Below are 17831 nucleotides of genomic sequence, written 5' to 3'. Positions count from 1 at the left end.
ACTATAGACTATGTAATTTAAAATAGATGCCTTAAGGTATACAAAACAAAAAATCCTCTTTTATTATGCAGGTTAGAAATTTTCATCATTTTTCTCTGCTTAATAGAAGAGGACATATTAAATTCAGTTATTACTGCACTAGCCACCCAATCAAAATCCCAATCAACTGCAAATCCGTATCTCCAAATGTCGTTCGCGTATAACCTAAATCCCGCAAATAACTTAACAACGGAATCGGCAAAATAGTAATAACCATCCCATGCACGATACTCATACAAACCAGCGCCTTGATTCCCCGTAGCTTATAAGCAATTACCCCTGCAGCACCGCCGGAGAAGAAATGTGGGATAACGCCTGGAATAATAATCGTATACTGCACTGCGGCCATGCCAAACATTACACCAAGTCCGCCCAAAAAGCTGAGGATAAATCCAACCATTGCAGCTAATGGAGCGTAATTAAATAACACCGGCGCATCTAACGCTGGGACAGAGCCTTTGATCCATCTGCTTGAGACTCCTTCAAACGCCGGCAGAATTTCTGCAATCATCATCCGTACACCCGTCAGAATACAGTACATTCCAGCTGTAAACCACAAAGATTGCACAATCACAAAAATGATAAAATTTTGATCATTAAACAAGTATTGAATTGCATCTCTTTGCGCAAAAATAGCCGCAATAAAAAAGAGCAGAAATGAAAATATACTAATGATCAGCACATGATCATACATAAAAGGCTCCAGTTTTCGGATGAATTTCGGAAAATCTGCTTTTTCTTCTTTTCTTTTAAAAAGACTGGTGCTTAACATACCTGTCAGAAAGTAGCCAACACTATTAAAATGACCAATCGCAATCGAGTCATCCCCTGTCACACGTTTGACAAACGGCTGAACCAGCGCAGGCATGCAGGACATCATCAGCGCTAACACGAAGCCGCCGAAAATATACAGCCACCAGCCATATTGCGAAGCATGTAAAACAGCAACAATCACTGCGGACATAAAAAGGACCTGATGTCCTGACAAAAAGACATACTTCAATCTTGTAAAGCGTGCTATTAATAGGTGCCCGACCATTCCAATCGAGATGGTTATCGCAATTTCTCTTCCGTAATTAATCTGTACTAATGCCGTTATCGCTTCATTATGCGGGATCATGCCAATCATATTAAAGCTGTCTTGAATCATCACTGCTAAATTGGAAAGGGACACATTGGCAGCAGATGCTCCTATCTGTAACAATGTCACCCCTACCATTACTTTCACGGTTCCGCTGAGAACCCGAAAAAAGCCTGCTCTGGCAAGTAATAACCCAATACATGTTATCGCTCCTAATAAAATCGCAGGCTCCCCGATAAACCCTCTTGTAAAACTTTCAAAGATATTCATACACGTTCACGCCACCGCTTCACAGTATCCGCATTTTCCAAGCTTTCTTTTACTAAGGCTCTATCTGCAATAAAGGAGAGCCCAAGGATTTCTGTTTCTTTTACCTGCAAATGCTGTACCACCTGCTTTGCCCCGATAATCAAATCTGCTTTCATGAAGGAGGCGGCACTTACATCCGATTGTTCCACAATGACGTCATCTAATTCCCATTCTTGAAAATGCTGTTTTACTTGAAGCTTTAAAACAAGGCTTGTCCCTAAACCGCCTGAACAAACAACTAGCACTTTTTTCATTTGCTACCCTCCTCGTACTCCAACATCCATTTCCATACCACGTCGATATTTCTTTCATGGCGCAGCTTGTCTAATAACTCCTTCGAATTAACAACCTCCAGCATCATCTCCACTGCAGTGACATGCTGGATTTTATCTTTGGCAGCAAGCAAAATAATCCACCATACTTTTTCCTCTGTTCCGCCGAAAGAAATCGGTTCCTCCAACGTCATAAAAGCAAAACCCGTTTTCTTAATCGCTGTACTGCTTAAATGAGGAAAAGCAACGCCTGGCGCCACGATAAAATGATGCTCCTGTTCATTGATGATTTGAGCCACTTCCGTTTCATATGTATGCTCCACGACATCTTGTTTTACTAAAGATTGATTCAATATAGATAATGCTTCTCTCCAATCAGAGACTTTTTCTCTTAAATGGATACACGAAGGCGCCGTTAATGAAGTAACCTCCGAACTCATTGCCCCTTGATTCCCACTGAAATACCGGTATAAATCATTGAACAATTCTCCCTCATTCAACACCACCGTGTGCTTTTTAACAGACTGATAGATAGTCATTACTGTCTCGACAATCGGCAATTCGGTGTTTGCCTGATAGGTTCCTCTTCCAATAATCCGCTCCAGATTTTGCTGATCAGCTATCGACAATAACGGATTTACTTTCACATGATTGACTTGCAGCTGCTGGGTAAAAGGAACTGTTGTAACAATCAAATCAGCATCTTTATCTGTCAGCCCATACGCCTCTTTTACGGAAAATTGCCCTGTTATAAATACTTGCGGGAACAGTCTTCTTACTGTCCGTTCAAGCAGTCTGGATGTTCCGAGGCCGGAGCTGCAGACAATCGCAATTCGTTTACTCGGCAGAAACGGTTCCTGCTCCAATCCGGCACATAAGTGAACTACAATAAAACCAATCTCATGTCTATGAAGTGTCGTTAAACCCCAATGAGGATTTTTTTCAATAAACGTTTTTACTTGTTCAATATATTTACGATACTCTTTTTCCAGATTATCGAAATAAGGATTATCAATGTGAATATGATACTTCATGCGGTACATCGCGGATTGCAGATGTGTCGACAGACCAATAATAATATTCTCCCGATTGCTTAAACGAAAGTGGTTCGCCTGCTCGAAGGTCTCTACAATCTCCCGCGACAAGGACTGGCACTTCAGCCAATAATCTCCTTCCCCGCTTAAACGCCTTGCCCCCAGCAGATGCATGGATATGTAAGCTAATTCATTGGAAAGCTGAAGCGACGCGTCCTCCAAGCCCATTAATCGCCTAAATTGTTCTCGTACTGCAGTAAATTTTTCATCCTCAAAGATTTTTAATTCATCATCTTTATCAAAATCTGCAATAAATTGCCCCGATTGGATTCTCTTCCATTGAACAGCACAATTCAGAAACAGCTCGTATTTGCTCGCATCGATAAAAGCAATCCCGCTTAGCTCCTCTACCTGCTCAATCCAAGATGCAATCCCATGAACATCCACATCTGCGATCATATCTTCTAAATCCGTTTCATTCATGGAAGCAGAGATTTGCCTTGTTACATACAGCTCCAGTATCTCCTCCTCTGTCCACTGTTCTTTCAAAAAATCTAAAAATAACATGCGTTTATTATTCTCTTCCCCAACCAGCGAAATTTGTTTATTCTCTCTGGACAGCATTAAATGATAATCTTCCATTTCCGTCTTTAACTGATTATAATCATTCTGGAGCGTATTCATACTAATCTGGTAATCCTCACATAATTCTTCCACATGGATAGATGGATTTAGTAATAGAAGCTTTTGCATATCTTGCCGGCGCTGTACTGCACTTAAATAATCCTTCTGCTTGTACATTGCCTCCTGAAGAACCTGCTTCTGCTTCTCTCCTAAAATCAGCCGCGCCCCGTACTTGCGATGTCTTTCCAGACTAAACCCTGCGCCAATATTCATCAGCCATGTCTCGATTTCAAGTAAATCCTGCCGAATCGTCCGCGGCGAAAGCTGATAGGCTTTATTCAAGTCAGCTAAGGAAACAAACGCTTCTTCTTCAATTAACCGTTCTAAAATTTTCTTTTGTCTGGATGAAAGCATGTTATCCCCTCCACATCACCGAAACCATTCCAGCTTCTATGTACATTTAATTTAAAATTCCGAAAAAAATAAAGAGGTCATCTCTTAAATATTCTCGGGAATCGAATGAAACCCTTATCATTATTTTTGATAGTATATCATTTTTCGACAAGGAAATCTATATGATAACTTTTAAGTCAGAATGGTTTATACCTGGTGTGAAAGTGCCTGGGAAATAGGATTTCTATCATTAAAATCCCTCCTGAATAAGCTATTAAGTTGAATAGTTTATGCTGCTATCCCATGCTGTCCGCTAGAAACATGGCTTTTGTAAACATTATTTTCTTAAACAAAGGAGCTGTCTTCCCATACAAACCATTCAGTTAGCGACAGCTCCTTATAAAAATTCAATTGACTCAGTAACCGCTTCCTTATCTACCACCTGTCCTTATGTCCGATTCCAATCAAAACCATTCTCAAGTATAAGTGCTAAAATAATACCTACTAATAACCCGCTGCTTAACAACGGGCGAAGAAAGTCAGGCAAGGTATCGAAATATGAAGCAGGGAAGGTCATAATAATGATACCGACAAATAAGGGAACAGCCGACCGGTAAATATTGAGCGTATTAAATTTAACCTGGCGAAAGAAACTTAATGATGAATTGAACAGCTGTAAATAAGAAACAAATAATACTGCACTGCCTATACTCAGCGGCAGCATAGAAAAAAAGTGCCCGATTGGCGGAATAATGCCCATTAAGAAGAACATGAAACTGCCGAGAATAAAAGGTAACCGCCTAATGATCCCTGTCTGATTCAAAAAACCAATGGAAGAGACATACGGCGCATACGGGACAAGTCCAAGCACCCCGGACAGCCCGGTAAAAATCCCTGTTATCGTAAATGAGGAACGATATTGGGAATTTGTTGTCTCTGCACGATAGATACTATCCGTCCCTTTTAACGCTCCAAACGTGTTCGCTGTATTCAGCAGCCCTGCTAACACTGTTGTTATAATAATTCCCGTATCCCACGTTGGTTTACCAAGCGGGAATAATGCCATACTTGAAGAAGCTGTTTGACTAACCGCTTCCTGTTGCCCAAAAGTGAGATTAAATGCAATCCATCCAATAACTATTCCAATTAGTAAGCCATAGCGTCTAATGCCTGCTGGAGCTTTAATACTAATAATAGCCACAATGATTGCAATGATAATAGACAACAGCGAAATAGCTAAATCGATTTGAGCATTTTCGGATTCGTTACCAAAAGGTATACCCAGCATCCCTTTTAAAAATATCCCGATTAATTGGCATCCAAATAAAAACATAAATACTCCCATAACGGCCGGGTTAAATAATTTGGCAATATAAGGTCCTGCTCCGCTTACACCAATAATCACTGTGAGGATTCCAGAAATAATAATGCCTGCTGTCAAACTTCCTCCAAGCACATCTAAAGGCATTCCTTGTGCCGCAGCAGTAGAAGTCAGCGTTAAGATAACGCCCCACCAAAGCCCCGATTGCCCTTCCATTATTGCCCGTTTATGTCCGACGAGAGCCTGTACCATACACGCTATTCCAGTCATAATAAACGATAATTGAAGTAAGCTGGCAATTCTTTCTTGGGAAAGCTCAAAAGCCGCACCAACTGTGATTGGGATCACAACAATATTTGTAAAAATAAAAAAGAGCCATTGAAGACCCGAAAACCAATTGCTTGATTTTAATAACTCCTTCATCCTTAAGTCCTGCCTTTCCTACATTAAATAAAGCAACTCTTATCCATATCCTTTTTACCGATTGCTTGGTTATACTCTTAACCCTATCAGAAATGGGTTCTTTTTTCATTAGACTATCATCATTTATTACCTATCTTTCACAGTTACTTGGCAGATAAATATAAGTTATTTCGTTTTTTCTCTGAACAAGAGATTTGCCAGTCACTTATCCTCCAGTAAAACAACCCATGTTACAATGTAAAAAAATGAAGGAGGTATTTCCTTGTATAAAGATATCAGCCACAACTCATATGGATTTCGTTTTCAAAGAGCTTATCAAGATAACGTAGCAGATCTGCATGCGATTGGCTTCGAACATCATCAAAACCCCGCTGATTACAGCTGGCATGGGCTGGAAAGAGGTGAAAAGGATATTATTATCTTTCAATATACGCTGCATGGGAACGGTGCGATATCCATCGGGGATACTACGCATGAATTAACAAAAGGAGATGCTTTCTTTATTGATGTTCCAAGCGATCATCGGTATTATCTTCCTGCTGATGCAGCGGAATGGGAATTTATTTTCTTTACCATCACTGGGGCAGAGGCAACAAAGTTATATCAGCAAATAACGAAAAAGCATGGTCATTTATTCCAAATGTCCATTCATTCAAGCCCCGTTAATTATATTTTTAATACCTTAAAGAGAATAGAAACGGCAGGGATTTCTCATGGCTACGAGGCTTCCTCCTGCGCCTATTCTTTTCTTATGGAATTTCTCGGATACTTAGAATATAACCAGCAGCAATCTAAAGCAATCCCTCCTTCTATCTCGAAGGCAATCGACTTTATAGAAAATCATTATAGTGAAGATATTACATTAGATGAAATCGTCAGCGTATCCGGCTTATCCAAATATTATTTCACACGCCAATTTGTAAAGTCTATAAATGAGACGCCGATCCGTTACCTGACAAAAATCAGAATGAAAAAGGCGCTTCACTTATTGATTACTGAAAAGAAAAGTATCGAGGATATTGCAAAAGAAGTCGGGTATACATCCAGTAATTATTTTAGTAAAGTTTTTAAGCAAACCATTGGAGAAACCCCAAGTAATTACCGGCAAAACACAGATATCATGCCAGTCAACCAGTTATTCACCGATTAACAGAGAGCAATATATTACTCATTTTCAATTTATTTTACGATTGAAAACGCTTTATGCATCTATTAATATGTACATAAGCAATAGCAATTTAATCGTACTCAAAAAGAGACCTTGTTTCTTTTTTTACTCTTTTTCAGTAAAACTATTTACTAAAAAGAAGCAAATATGGATTCATCAGAAAGACATTCTCATATTACATTTTGATTCTACTTTAGGAGGAAATAGCTTATGTCCAAAATTACATTTTTAGGTGCGGGAAGTACCGTTTTCGCAAAGAACGTATTAGGTGACTGCATGACAGTCGATGCGTTGCAGGATTTTGAATTTGCTTTATTTGATATAAACGAAGAACGGCTTCAAGATTCTGAAATGATGTTAAATAACCTGAAGAAAAGCTTGAATGCTACAGTTACGGTAAAAGCGTATCAGGATCGTAAAGAAGCATTACGTGGCGCAAAATATGTCATTAATGCGATTCAGGTAGGCGGTTATGATCCTGCTACCATCACAGATTTCGAAATCCCGAAAAAATATGGATTGCGTCAGACCATTGCAGACACCTTAGGGATCGGAGGAATCTTCCGTAACTTAAGAACCATCCCTGTCATGCAGGAATTTGCACGTGATATCAAAGAAGTTTGCCCGGATGCCTGGTTCCTTAATTATACGAATCCGATGGCTGTTCTAACGAATATCATGCTGAAGGAAGGCATTAAAACAGTCGGACTTTGTCACAGCGTACAGGTTTGTGCAAGAGATCTGCTGGAGTCTTTAGAAATGCCGACAGAGGATGTGCAGTGGAAAATTGCCGGTATCAATCATATGGCCTGGCTGTTAGAAATCACGCGGCACGGTGAAGACCTCTATCCGGAAATTAAGAAACGTGCGAAAGAGAAGCAAAAAGAAAAGCATGATGATATGGTTCGCTTTGAATTAATGGATAAATTCGGCTATTATATTACAGAATCTTCTGAACACAATGCTGAATATCATCCATACTTTATTAAGAGTCAATATCCTGAATTAATCGAACAATTTAACATTCCATTGGATGAGTATCCGCGCCGTTGTGTGAATCAGATTGAAGATTGGAAAAAAATGCGTGATGACTTAGTAAACGACCAAAACCTGACACATGAGCGCTCTCGCGAATATGGCTCTTATATTATTGAAGCGATGGAGACAGACAAGCCATTTAAAATTGGCGGAAATGTATTAAATACAGGACGTTTGATCAGCAACCTGCCGGAGAATGCAGTCGTGGAAGTGCCTTGCTTAGTAGATGCAAGCGGGATTGCACCAACGTATGTAGGTGATTTGCCGGAACAGCTCGCTGCATTAAACCGGACGAATATCAATACTCAATTATTAACCGTAGAAGCTGCGTTAACGAGAAAGAAAGAAAAAATCTATCAAGCTGCAATGCTGGATCCGCATACATCCGCGGAACTATCCATGGATGACATTATCTCATTATGTGATGATTTGATTGAAGCGCATGGAGATTGGCTTCCAGCGTATGAATAACTTAGATTCCCTCTCCTTGCTAAGGTAAGGAGAGGGAGTCACAAAAGCTTTCGTGTAGTATACGGACTTTTCCATCAACATCAAAGAACGCTTTTTTCTATTTGTATTCCACCATATTGAAAGCGTTTTACTCACCTGATAGTATATTAGCATAGTAAAGTTTAGTAAAAAAAGGTGGGGAACCTATGGCAACAATCAAAGATATCGCAAGTAAATCAAATGTCTCTATTACAACTGTATCAAGAGTATTAAACCATGACACATCCTTATCTGTAACGGAAGAAACACGCCAGCGGATTATCGAGGTAGCTAATCAATTAAATTATCAAACGATTCGCGGCAGAAAAAAACAGCTTCAAAACTCTAGTCCGACGTATAAATTTGGGATACTGATGTGTCAGTCCCTTGAAGAAGAATTGAGTGATCCGTATTTCTTATCAATCCGACATGGTATTGAAAGTCAATGCCATCATTTTAATATCGAGGTCACGGAAGTTTATCGCATGAGTAATTTCCATTTGAATCAGCTGAATGTTCATCTGGATGGTCTCATTATTGCTGGAAAAATCGATGAAGGCCTTGTAGATACAATCCATGAGCAAATCAAGCACCTGGTCTTTGTCGACCATTCTCCGGATGAAAATCGTTTTGATTCTATTGTTATTGATTTTGAGAAATCCACTTGGATTGCTTTGGAGCATCTATTCTCTCTAGGTTATACCAATATTGGATATATCGGCGGGATGCAAGGAAAACATATCAAAGCCAATGAAAAGCGGGAGATAGATGATGAACGCTATGTATTTTTCACAAAGAAAATGAAGGAACTGGATAAATATAATGATGATCATATATTTGTAGGAGAATTTACGATGTCTGATGGCTACCATTTAATGAAAAAAGCCATTCAAAAAGGAAATTTACCGGAGGCGTATTTTATTGCGAGCGACCCGATGGCAGTAGGTGCATTAAGAGCTTTACAGGAAGCAGCAATAAAAGTCCCTGAAGATGTCGCTATTGTCAGCTTTGATAATGTAGAAATGGCCCAATTTTCCAGCTGTCCGTTGTCAACCGTTCATGTTCCAACAGATACGATGGGAAAAACAAGCGTAAAGCTGCTGCTGGACCGGTTACAGGGCAGAGACATTCCATTGAAAGTGAATGTCCCTACCACATTTGTGCAACGGGAAAGCTGCGGCGCAATAGCAAAAACACGGCATGTTCCAAACTAGCTTTCGATAGATTAAGGAAACCTATTTTTCTATCAAGAGGTATTTTTTCAAAATTTGTTAGAAAACTTGGTTGTCACCAAGCCTTTAGGTGACAACCTTAGTTACACTTATGCAGTAAGAAAGTTTATACTTTCTTACCTGCTAAAAAAGCAATAGACCTAAAATCGTTTTTGGCGGAACAGCTCTAGGTCTATCGATAGCATACTAATAGCAAGCGTACGCTATTTCATCTATTATAGGAAATATTTCGTACTCCTTGCAACTGTACCGATTCAAATTACTGATAAAAGGAGTATCCTTATGCGATTATGTCTTAAAACATTATTGTTGTTGATGCTGACCGGCCTTATTATAGCAGGCTGTTCGAATGATGACGCTGAAAATGAAACCGATTCGGAGGAGAGTACGCAACCAGGGAACCAAGTAACGTTAACCTTTTTCTCTACTGTATCTAATGAAGCAGAGCAAGAAGCGATGCAGAGCGTTGTCAACGATTTTGAAGCAGAATATCCGGATATCAATATTAATTTAAATATGCCGGGACAAGACTATGAAAGTCAGCTTAGAATTCGAATGGCAGCAAATGATTTGCCTGATTTATTTGATACGCATGGCTGGGCCCAGAACAGATATGGAGAATATACCATGGATTTGCGCGACATGGACTGGGTAGACGACATGGACCCTACACTGGAACAAAACTTTGTAGATGAAGACGGCAAGGTATATGCCTATCCGCTCAATCAAGCGATGGATGGTTTAACTTATAATAAAGAGATTCTTGATGCGTACGATATTGAAGTACCAGAAACATTTGATGAATTTATGGAAGCTTTAGAAACAGTAAAAGAAAAAAGCAACGGAGAAATTGCACCATTCTGGTTCGAAGGTTCAAATGAAGGTGCCTTTGGCCAGTACTATGATCAATTTGCCAGTCCATTGCTTATCACCCATCCTGACCATGATTACAGTGAAGAATTACTAGATGGCAGTTTTGATTGGGAACCTTATGATTACTTATCTGAAAAATTATTAGAAATGCAGGAAAAAGAGTTATTAAATGTAGATGTGCTCACAGCCAGACCATATGAAAAAAACCAACTGCTTGCTCAGGGCAAAATTGCTTTTGTCATGCAAACGGTACCTATCCATGTGATTCAAGAGTTAAATCCGGATATCGAACTGGGCATCATGCCTGTACCGGCTATCCATGAAGGAGATGACCCAACCTGGATTGGCGGCGAACGCCATACGGCTGCCATCTGGAAGGATACAGCGCATCCCGAGGAGGCAAAAAAGTTTATTGAATTTTTAGCCAGACCTGAGAATGTAAAAGCTGTTGCAGAGGGAACTTCTTTAGCAGCAGGACTTACCAATGCTACTGCAGATATCTATTACCAAGGATATTATGAGCAATATGATGACATTTTGGTAGAGCCTTATTTTGATCGGGCTTATTTGCCAAATGGCATGTGGAAACCGCTGGGAATGAGTGGACAAGAATTATTATCGGGCGCCCTTTCTCCTGAAGGTGTCTCTCAAAAAATGAAAAATGAATATTTACGTTTACTGGAACAAGCAGGAATGGAGTAAATAAAACAAGTTGTTTCAATAGGAGTTGAATTTGTATGGCAGTAAGTGCAAAAAAAATAGGAAAATCAAAACAAAATTCATCCCTTTGGTGGATGTATTTACCGGCCCTCCTGTTTGTTGTCTTTTTTATTGTATATCCGTTCTTAAACGGGATTCGTATTTCATTTACAAACTGGAATGGCTTTTCACAAACTTCGGACTTTATAGGGCTTAGACAATATACAAGAATGTTGTCCGATCCAGATACCTGGACGGTTGTCCGCAATACATTGATATATGGTATTGGCAGTACCATTTTTCAAAATATTCTTGGGCTTGCCTACGCTTTATTATTAAATCAAAGCATTCATTTTAAAGCCCTTACACGAACCATTGTTTATCTGCCTGTCATTATCAGTCCGCTGATTATGGGGTATATATGGTACTTCTTCTTTTCCTATCAAGGAGGAGCTTTAAACGATGTCCTGATCGGATTAGGTTTGGAAAGAATCAATGTTTTAGGCAATGTAGATATAAACATATGGATTATTGTTTTCGTGAACACGTTCCAATTCGTAGGTATCGCAATGATTATCTACTTGGCAGGACTGCAAAGTGTATCCAGAGACTTTTATGAAGCAGCAGAAATTGACGGGGCTTCTTCCTTCCAGAAGTTCAAGAATATTACATTTCCTTTATTGATGCCGTCCATTACCATTAATATGGTTCTTAATATTATCGGCGGTCTCAAACTATTTGATGTTATTATTTCCTTAACGGGCGGCGGTCCCGGAAATTCATCACAATCGATGTCTACGTTTATGTACGATTTATATTTCGCAAGAGAAGATGCCGGTTATGCTGCTACACAAGGTGTGCTGATGATGGTCATTATTCTCATCCTGAGTTTATCCGCATTGATTTATTTCCGACGTAAGGAGGTTGAAGCATAATGGATTATAGTTCAAATAGAAAAAAGATTGCTTTATCGACACTCGCCTTATTCATAACAGTGCTTCATTTTCTTCCTTTTTATGTGCTAATCACCACTGCGCTGAAGGAAAAAAGTGACTTCAGTTCGAAGTGGGTCTTCCCTTTCGATATTAGCTGGTCTAATTTCAGGGAAGCCTGGGAGGCTGCAAATTTAGGGAATGCCCTGTTAAATACAGGTATCATCACATTTTTTGCTGCAGCCATATTGATCATTGTCGGTTCTTTGGCCGCCTATCCATTGGCACGCAGACAGACAAAGCTGAATCGATTTATGTATATGTTTTTTATCGCTATTATGGTCGTGCCGCCTTTGGCTGCGTTAGTGCCACTGTATCAATTAGTAGTCAACTTAGGTTTAATGAATACACATCAAGTGGCTATATTTAATAATGTTGCTTCTTTTCTTCCTTTGACCATCTTTTTATATGCCGGATTTATCCGGTCGACCATTCCAAAGTCATTGGAAGAAGCGGCTAGAATCGATGGAGCAGGGACATTTCGGATTTTCTTTCAAATTGTGTTTCCGTTATTAAAACCAATCACTGCTTCGATTCTGATTATTGCTTGTGTGTATATTTGGAATGACTATCAATTTGCTATTTTCTTCCTTCAGGATGAGTCTGTCCAAACCATGACGGTTGCTTTATCCAAATTCTTTGGAGAAAATGCAAATAACTTAAACTTAGTTGCAGCCGCTGCAATTATTGCTACCTTACCAATGGCAATCCTGTTCCTTCTTCTGCAAAAACACTTTGTACAAGGACTTGCAGCAGGATCGGTAAAAGAATGAAAGAAAGCTTCTTGCGATAATTTCTATCGTAGGGAGCTTTCTTCGGGATATCTATTTTCATTTGATGAATTTTTTAATAGAAACATTTGCAGAATAGGAGGAAAAACTATAAAATGAACTTAGTTAATTAAATTAATAAAGTTGCAATATGGATAAGCATACCAATAAAAAATACAAATCAGGAGGTCCTTATGACAAATCTAACCCAAGCATTTCACCAGATTTTTGATACATCCGAAGCCCCTCGCCGCTTTTTCGCCCCTGGGCGAATCAATCTCATTGGTGAACATACGGATTATAACGGCGGTTATGTCCTGCCTGCTTCTATCTCATTTGGAACGTACGCACTTGCCAGAAAAAGAAATGATCAAAAATTACGTTTCTATTCTTTAAACGCTTCTGAAAACGGAATAATAGAATGTGACCTCGATCATCTTTCTTACCAGAAGGCGCACGGCTGGGCGAATTATCCAAAAGGAATGGTCCAATATATGAAACAAGAAGGCTATGCGATCACGTCCGGTGCAGATATCTTATTTTATGGAAATATCCCAAATGGTGCCGGTCTTTCTTCCTCCGCTTCTTTAGAATTAGCGACCGGTGTATTACTGGAAGGACTTTTTAATTTGGAAATAGACCGGCTTCAGCTGATTCAAATCGGGCAAAAAGTAGAAAATAATTATATTGGGGTCAACAGCGGAATTATGGATCAGTTTGCTGTCGGGATGGGAAAAACAAATCACGCCATTCTCTTAAACTGCCAAACACTGGAATACAGCTATGCACCAATGCATTTACAGGATTATGAGATTATCATTATCAACACCAATAAACAGCGGTCCTTGGCGGATTCTAAATACAATGAACGGTTTGCGCAATGCCGGCAAGCGCTCCAGGATTTGCAAAAGGAGCTTTCCATCCAGCATCTTGGTGAATTATCGATGGAACAATTTGAAGCAACAAAACACCTGATCACAGATCCAGTCCATCAAAAAAGGGCTAAACACATTGTATATGAGAATGCGCGGACACTGGAAGCATTAGAAAAACTGCGTAACGGCGACTTACATGCTTTTGGCCAGCTCATGAATGCATCGCATCTTTCGCTCCAATCGGATTATGAGGTGACTGGAATCGAATTAGATACGATTGCAGCTGCGGCTTGGGAACAGGAGGGTGTCATTGGTGCACGTATGACCGGCGCCGGATTTGGAGGATGTGCCATCGCTATTGTCCATCAGGATGCAGTAACGGACTTCAAACATCATATCAAGCAAATTTATCAGGACAAAATCGGCTATGAACCAACATTTTACACTGCTTCTATTGCAGATGGCGCTAAAGAAGTAACCGAGGAGGAGATAAAATGAGCATACTCGTTTTAGGCGGAGCTGGATATATCGGCTCTCACGCCGTCTACCAATTAATCGACCGCGGCGAGCATGTCGTCGTCGTGGATAGTCTGGAAACAGGACATCAAGAAGCCATCCACCCTGACACTTCTTTTTATCAAGGGGATATCCGGGATATCGATTTTTTACGTAGCGTCTTTGCAAAAGAATCGATTGATGCCGTTGTTCATTTTGCAGCCAATTCACTCGTTGGGGAATCCATGGAAAACCCGCTTAAATACTTTGATAACAACGTTTACGGTACGCAGGTGCTGCTCCAGGCCATGGTAGAATTCGGAGTGGATAAAATCGTCTTTTCTTCCACTGCCGCTACGTATGGAGAACCGGAAACGATTCCGATAACGGAAAAATCACCTGCCAATCCAACCAATGCTTATGGAGAAACCAAGCTGACAATGGAAAAGCTCATGAAATGGACAGAACATGCACATGGCATCCGTTATGTTTCCTTACGCTATTTTAATGTAGCCGGAGCAAGAGAGACAGCAGAAATCGGTGAAGACCACTCTCCCGAAACGCATCTGATTCCCATTATTTTAGAGACAGCTCTTGGGCAGCGCGAAGCAATCACTATATTCGGAGACGACTACGATACACCGGATGGTACCTGCATACGAGATTATATCCATGTCGAGGATCTTATTCAAGCGCATCTTCTGGCATTAGATTATTTAAAAGAAAACGGGCAAAGCGATATTTTCAATCTCGGAAGCAGTCAAGGATTTTCTGTGAAGGAAATGATTGAAGCTGCTCGTAAAGTAACTGGAAAAGCAATTCCTTCCCAAATCAGCAGCCGTCGTGCCGGAGATCCGAGTGTCCTTATTGCCAGCTCTGATAAAGCAAAGGAAATATTGCATTGGCAGCCTTCCCGCACCTCGATCGAGAAAATTATAGCAGACGCATGGAAATGGCACAGCAGTAATCCAAACGGCTATGCAGGAGGAGACGATTTAAAATGATTTACCATGATATCCAAGGATTAATCAACAAAGCGATAGAAAAAGAATTAATCGAAGGCTCCGATGAAATTTATGCACGAAATCAAGTCATGTCCTTGCTAAAAATAGCGGACTTTCCGGATCAGACTGTAGAGCCGACAGAAGATTCCATCCCTAACCTGGTTGATAAACTCGTAGACTACGCGGTAGAAAATCACATCATTGAGGACGTTTTTGACGCGAAGGAAATCCTATCCGCTAATGTGATGAATTGCTTTGTCGCCCGCCCTTCTGTTGTGAATGCTATTTTTAAAGAAAAATATGCAGCATCACCAAAAGCAGCGACGGATTATTTCTATGCCTTAAGCAGAAATAATAATTATATCCAGATGAACCGCATCCGTAAAAATATTCATTTTAAAGCGGAAACAGCCTATGGCCATCTTGATATTACCATCAACCTGTCCAAACCTGAAAAAGATCCGGAGCAAATCAAAAGAGAACGGGCGCTTAAGCAGACGATTTCCTACCCTAAATGTCTCTTATGTATTGAAAATGAGGGATATGCCGGACGGACCGGTTATCCGGCAAGAGCAAATCATCGTGTGATCAAGGTTCCGTTAGGAGATGAAAACTGGTATTTTCAGTATTCGCCTTATGTTTATTACAACGAGCACAGTATTTTGCTCGCAGAAGAGCATCGAGATATGAAAATCAATAAGCAGGCATTTGAACACCTGGTTACGTTTACGGAGAAGTTTCCGCATTACTTTATTGGTTCCAATGCAGATTTGCCCATTGTCGGGGGCTCTATTTTAAGCCATGACCATTATCAGGCTGGAAATTATGAATTCGCGATGACGCATGCTGAAAATGCTTTTTCATTTGCGATTCCAGACTTCGATCATGTCTCAGCAGCCGTGTTAAAATGGCCATTATCTGTGATTAGGCTGCAGAGCGAGGATAAATCATCCTTGCTTGAAGCTGCCGATCATATTCTGCAAACATGGAAAAATTATTCAGATGAACAAGCAGCAATTCGCGCATTTACGGATGATACACCGCATAATACCATTACTCCAATTGCCAGAATGCGCGAAGGCAGCTATGAACTGGACCTGGTATTACGCAATAACCGGACATCCAGCGACTATCCGCTGGGGATTTTCCATCCGCATGCAGATGTCCATCATATTAAAAAAGAAAATATTGGCCTGATTGAAGTCATGGGGCTTGCCGTTCTGCCGGCAAGGTTAAAGGATGAATTGCAGGAGATTAAAAATGATTTATGCGGAAAGCCAAGTAATATCGCTGACTACCATCAGGAATGGAGCCATCAAATAAAAGATAAATACGGTACGGCTTCCAGCGAGGAGCAGGCAAAAGATATATTGCAGCAGGAACTCGGCTTGAAATTCAAGCGGGTGCTGGAAGACGCCGGGGTATTTAAAGAAAAAGCTGCGTTTGACAGGTTTATTGCGGCATTGGATAAGTAAAGAATGGATATAAAAAGCGGACTGCTGATAAAATGCAGTCCGTTTTTTCACATTGGATTAAATAACTCAATTAAAAGTAAGGAAATAGCTCCAAGAACAGTGGCATTATCATAAAGATTCGTTGCCTCAACCTGTGTTTCTTTTGCTTTCCCTGTCAAGGCACGCTGATGAATCGTTTGTTTAATAACAGGAAGCATTATTTCCCGACTGTTCATAACGCCTCCGCCCAGAATAATTTTATCCGGATTCAGAATATGAATTAAATTGGTCAAGCCAACGCCTATGATTTCCGCAATTTCTTGAAAAACCTCGATATATTCTTGTTCGCCTGCTATCGCACGTTCATAGATAGCTTCCGCTGTATCTGCTTCCTGAGAAGCACCTTTTATTTTTTTATGCGCATAAGCAGCAATTGCTGAACCGGTCACAAAAGTCTGTAAGCATCCTCTATTCCCGCAGGTACAGCGTTCCCCATGAAGATCGATGGTCATATGACCCAGTTCGCCGGCAATATCCTGTGCTCCATGGTATAATTTCCCATTGATAACGATACCCGCACCTACACCGCGCCCAAGGTTAACGGCTACCATGCTTTCCACAATTGCATGCCCGCCAAACCAGGATTCTCCTAAGGCCATGGCACGACCGTCATTTTCCACTTTAACGTTCAGGTTGAATGCCTCCTCCAGCTCTGCTTTTATTTGAATATTTTTCAGCTCCAGGTTCGGTGCAAATAAAGCGATTCCTGTTTCAACTTCGACTACCCCATGCATGGCTACACCGATGCCGATAATTTTATCCTCTTCCACAGAGGAGGCTTGTAATACGTTGCGAATACCGTCTTTTAGCATCGTCATAAAGGCTTGATTGGTTATTGGCTTTGGGATGATGGCAGATGACTGCTCCAAAATTTCTCCGGATAAATTAGAAAGGATACATCGGATTGTTTCTGGTCCTGCATCTACTCCGATGACGTAAAACGCACTGCTGTTCACATAAAGCAAGGTTGGTTTTCTTCCGCCTTGTGAAGCGCCCAATTCTTTTTCGATCACCAGCCCTTCCTCTATTAATTCTTTGACAATGCTGCTGACAGTCGGCGGGGTGAGTTTTGTTTCTTTCGCTATTTGTGCTCTTGATATCGGTTCAAAGGTACGAATTTTATTTAAAACAAGTGATTTGTTGACCGATTTCATTAATTGAAAAGTGCCTCGCTGCATCCAGATTC

General features: G+C 40.4%; 14 protein-coding genes. 9 read left to right on the top strand and 5 right to left on the bottom strand.

What is annotated here, in order from left to right:
- Nucleotides 1-130: 130 nt before the first annotated feature.
- From MKX55_RS03325 to MKX55_RS03310, 4 genes are all read right to left on the bottom strand, one after another.
- Nucleotides 131-1390 (bottom strand): PTS ascorbate transporter subunit IIC, encoded by a 1260-nt coding sequence (locus tag MKX55_RS03325; RefSeq protein WP_339236023.1) that lies wholly within the window; start codon nucleotides 1388-1390, stop codon nucleotides 131-133.
- Nucleotides 1387-1683 (bottom strand): hypothetical protein, encoded by a 297-nt coding sequence (locus tag MKX55_RS03320; protein ID WP_339182397.1) that lies wholly within the window; start codon nucleotides 1681-1683, stop codon nucleotides 1387-1389. Before MKX55_RS03320 ends, MKX55_RS03325 begins: the two co-directional genes overlap by 4 nt.
- Nucleotides 1680-3773, bottom strand: coding sequence for a BglG family transcription antiterminator (locus MKX55_RS03315; RefSeq protein ID WP_339236020.1), 2094 nt, complete (start codon nucleotides 3771-3773; stop codon nucleotides 1680-1682). Before MKX55_RS03315 ends, MKX55_RS03320 begins: the two co-directional genes overlap by 4 nt.
- 427 nt (nucleotides 3774-4200) lie before the next feature.
- Nucleotides 4201-5496, bottom strand: a complete 1296-nt coding sequence (locus tag MKX55_RS03310; RefSeq protein WP_339236017.1) for a uracil/xanthine transporter — start codon at nucleotides 5494-5496, stop codon at nucleotides 4201-4203.
- Between the two features lie 262 nt (nucleotides 5497-5758).
- Here MKX55_RS03310 and MKX55_RS03305 point away from each other — a divergent pair, with 262 nt between their 5' ends.
- The 9 genes from MKX55_RS03305 to galT all read left to right on the top strand — a co-directional run bounded on the left by MKX55_RS03305 (nucleotide 5759) and on the right by galT (nucleotide 16606).
- Entirely contained in the window at nucleotides 5759-6646 is an 888-nt protein-coding gene (locus tag MKX55_RS03305) for an AraC family transcriptional regulator (protein ID WP_339236015.1), read from the top strand.
- A 228-nt stretch (nucleotides 6647-6874) separates the two neighbouring features.
- Entirely contained in the window at nucleotides 6875-8173 is a 1299-nt protein-coding gene (locus tag MKX55_RS03300; protein ID WP_339182390.1) for an alpha-glucosidase/alpha-galactosidase, read from the top strand.
- Between the two features lie 185 nt (nucleotides 8174-8358).
- On the top strand, nucleotides 8359-9405 hold the full coding sequence (locus MKX55_RS03295) for a LacI family DNA-binding transcriptional regulator (RefSeq protein ID WP_339182389.1): 1047 nt from the start codon (nucleotides 8359-8361) through the stop codon (nucleotides 9403-9405).
- Between the two features lie 300 nt (nucleotides 9406-9705).
- Nucleotides 9706-10998 (top strand): extracellular solute-binding protein, encoded by a 1293-nt coding sequence (locus MKX55_RS03290; protein ID WP_339182388.1) that lies wholly within the window; start codon nucleotides 9706-9708, stop codon nucleotides 10996-10998.
- A gap of 35 nt (nucleotides 10999-11033) precedes the next feature.
- Entirely contained in the window at nucleotides 11034-11930 is an 897-nt protein-coding gene (locus tag MKX55_RS03285; protein ID WP_339182387.1) for a sugar ABC transporter permease, read from the top strand.
- Nucleotides 11930-12760 (top strand): carbohydrate ABC transporter permease, encoded by an 831-nt coding sequence (locus MKX55_RS03280; RefSeq protein ID WP_339182385.1) that lies wholly within the window; start codon nucleotides 11930-11932, stop codon nucleotides 12758-12760. Before MKX55_RS03285 ends, MKX55_RS03280 begins: the two co-directional genes overlap by 1 nt.
- A 191-nt stretch (nucleotides 12761-12951) precedes the next feature.
- Nucleotides 12952-14130, top strand: a complete 1179-nt coding sequence (locus MKX55_RS03275) for a galactokinase (RefSeq protein ID WP_339182383.1) — start codon at nucleotides 12952-12954, stop codon at nucleotides 14128-14130.
- Nucleotides 14127-15131: a UDP-glucose 4-epimerase GalE gene (gene galE / locus MKX55_RS03270; protein ID WP_339182381.1), complete on the top strand. Its 1005-nt coding sequence runs from the start codon at nucleotides 14127-14129 to the stop codon at nucleotides 15129-15131. Before MKX55_RS03275 ends, galE begins: the two co-directional genes overlap by 4 nt.
- Complete coding sequence (galT, locus tag MKX55_RS03265) at nucleotides 15128-16606, top strand: UDP-glucose--hexose-1-phosphate uridylyltransferase (RefSeq protein WP_339182379.1); 1479 nt, start codon at nucleotides 15128-15130, stop codon at nucleotides 16604-16606. Before galE ends, galT begins: the two co-directional genes overlap by 4 nt.
- Nucleotides 16607-16653: 47 nt before the next feature.
- On the opposite strand, the gene MKX55_RS03260 is transcribed toward galT, so the two are convergent.
- A complete protein-coding gene (locus MKX55_RS03260; RefSeq protein WP_339182377.1) occupies nucleotides 16654-17823 on the bottom strand; it encodes an ROK family transcriptional regulator in 1170 nt (389 codons plus the stop codon).
- Nucleotides 17824-17831: the final 8 nt, after the last annotated feature.

Origin of the sequence: Oceanobacillus sp. FSL W7-1281, from assembly GCF_037969835.1 — a bacterium.
Classification (GTDB): domain Bacteria; phylum Bacillota; class Bacilli; order Bacillales; family Amphibacillaceae; genus Oceanobacillus; species Oceanobacillus oncorhynchi.
The sequence above is the reverse complement of the archived record's forward strand: the minus strand, read 5'-3'. Positions and strand labels throughout refer to the sequence as shown.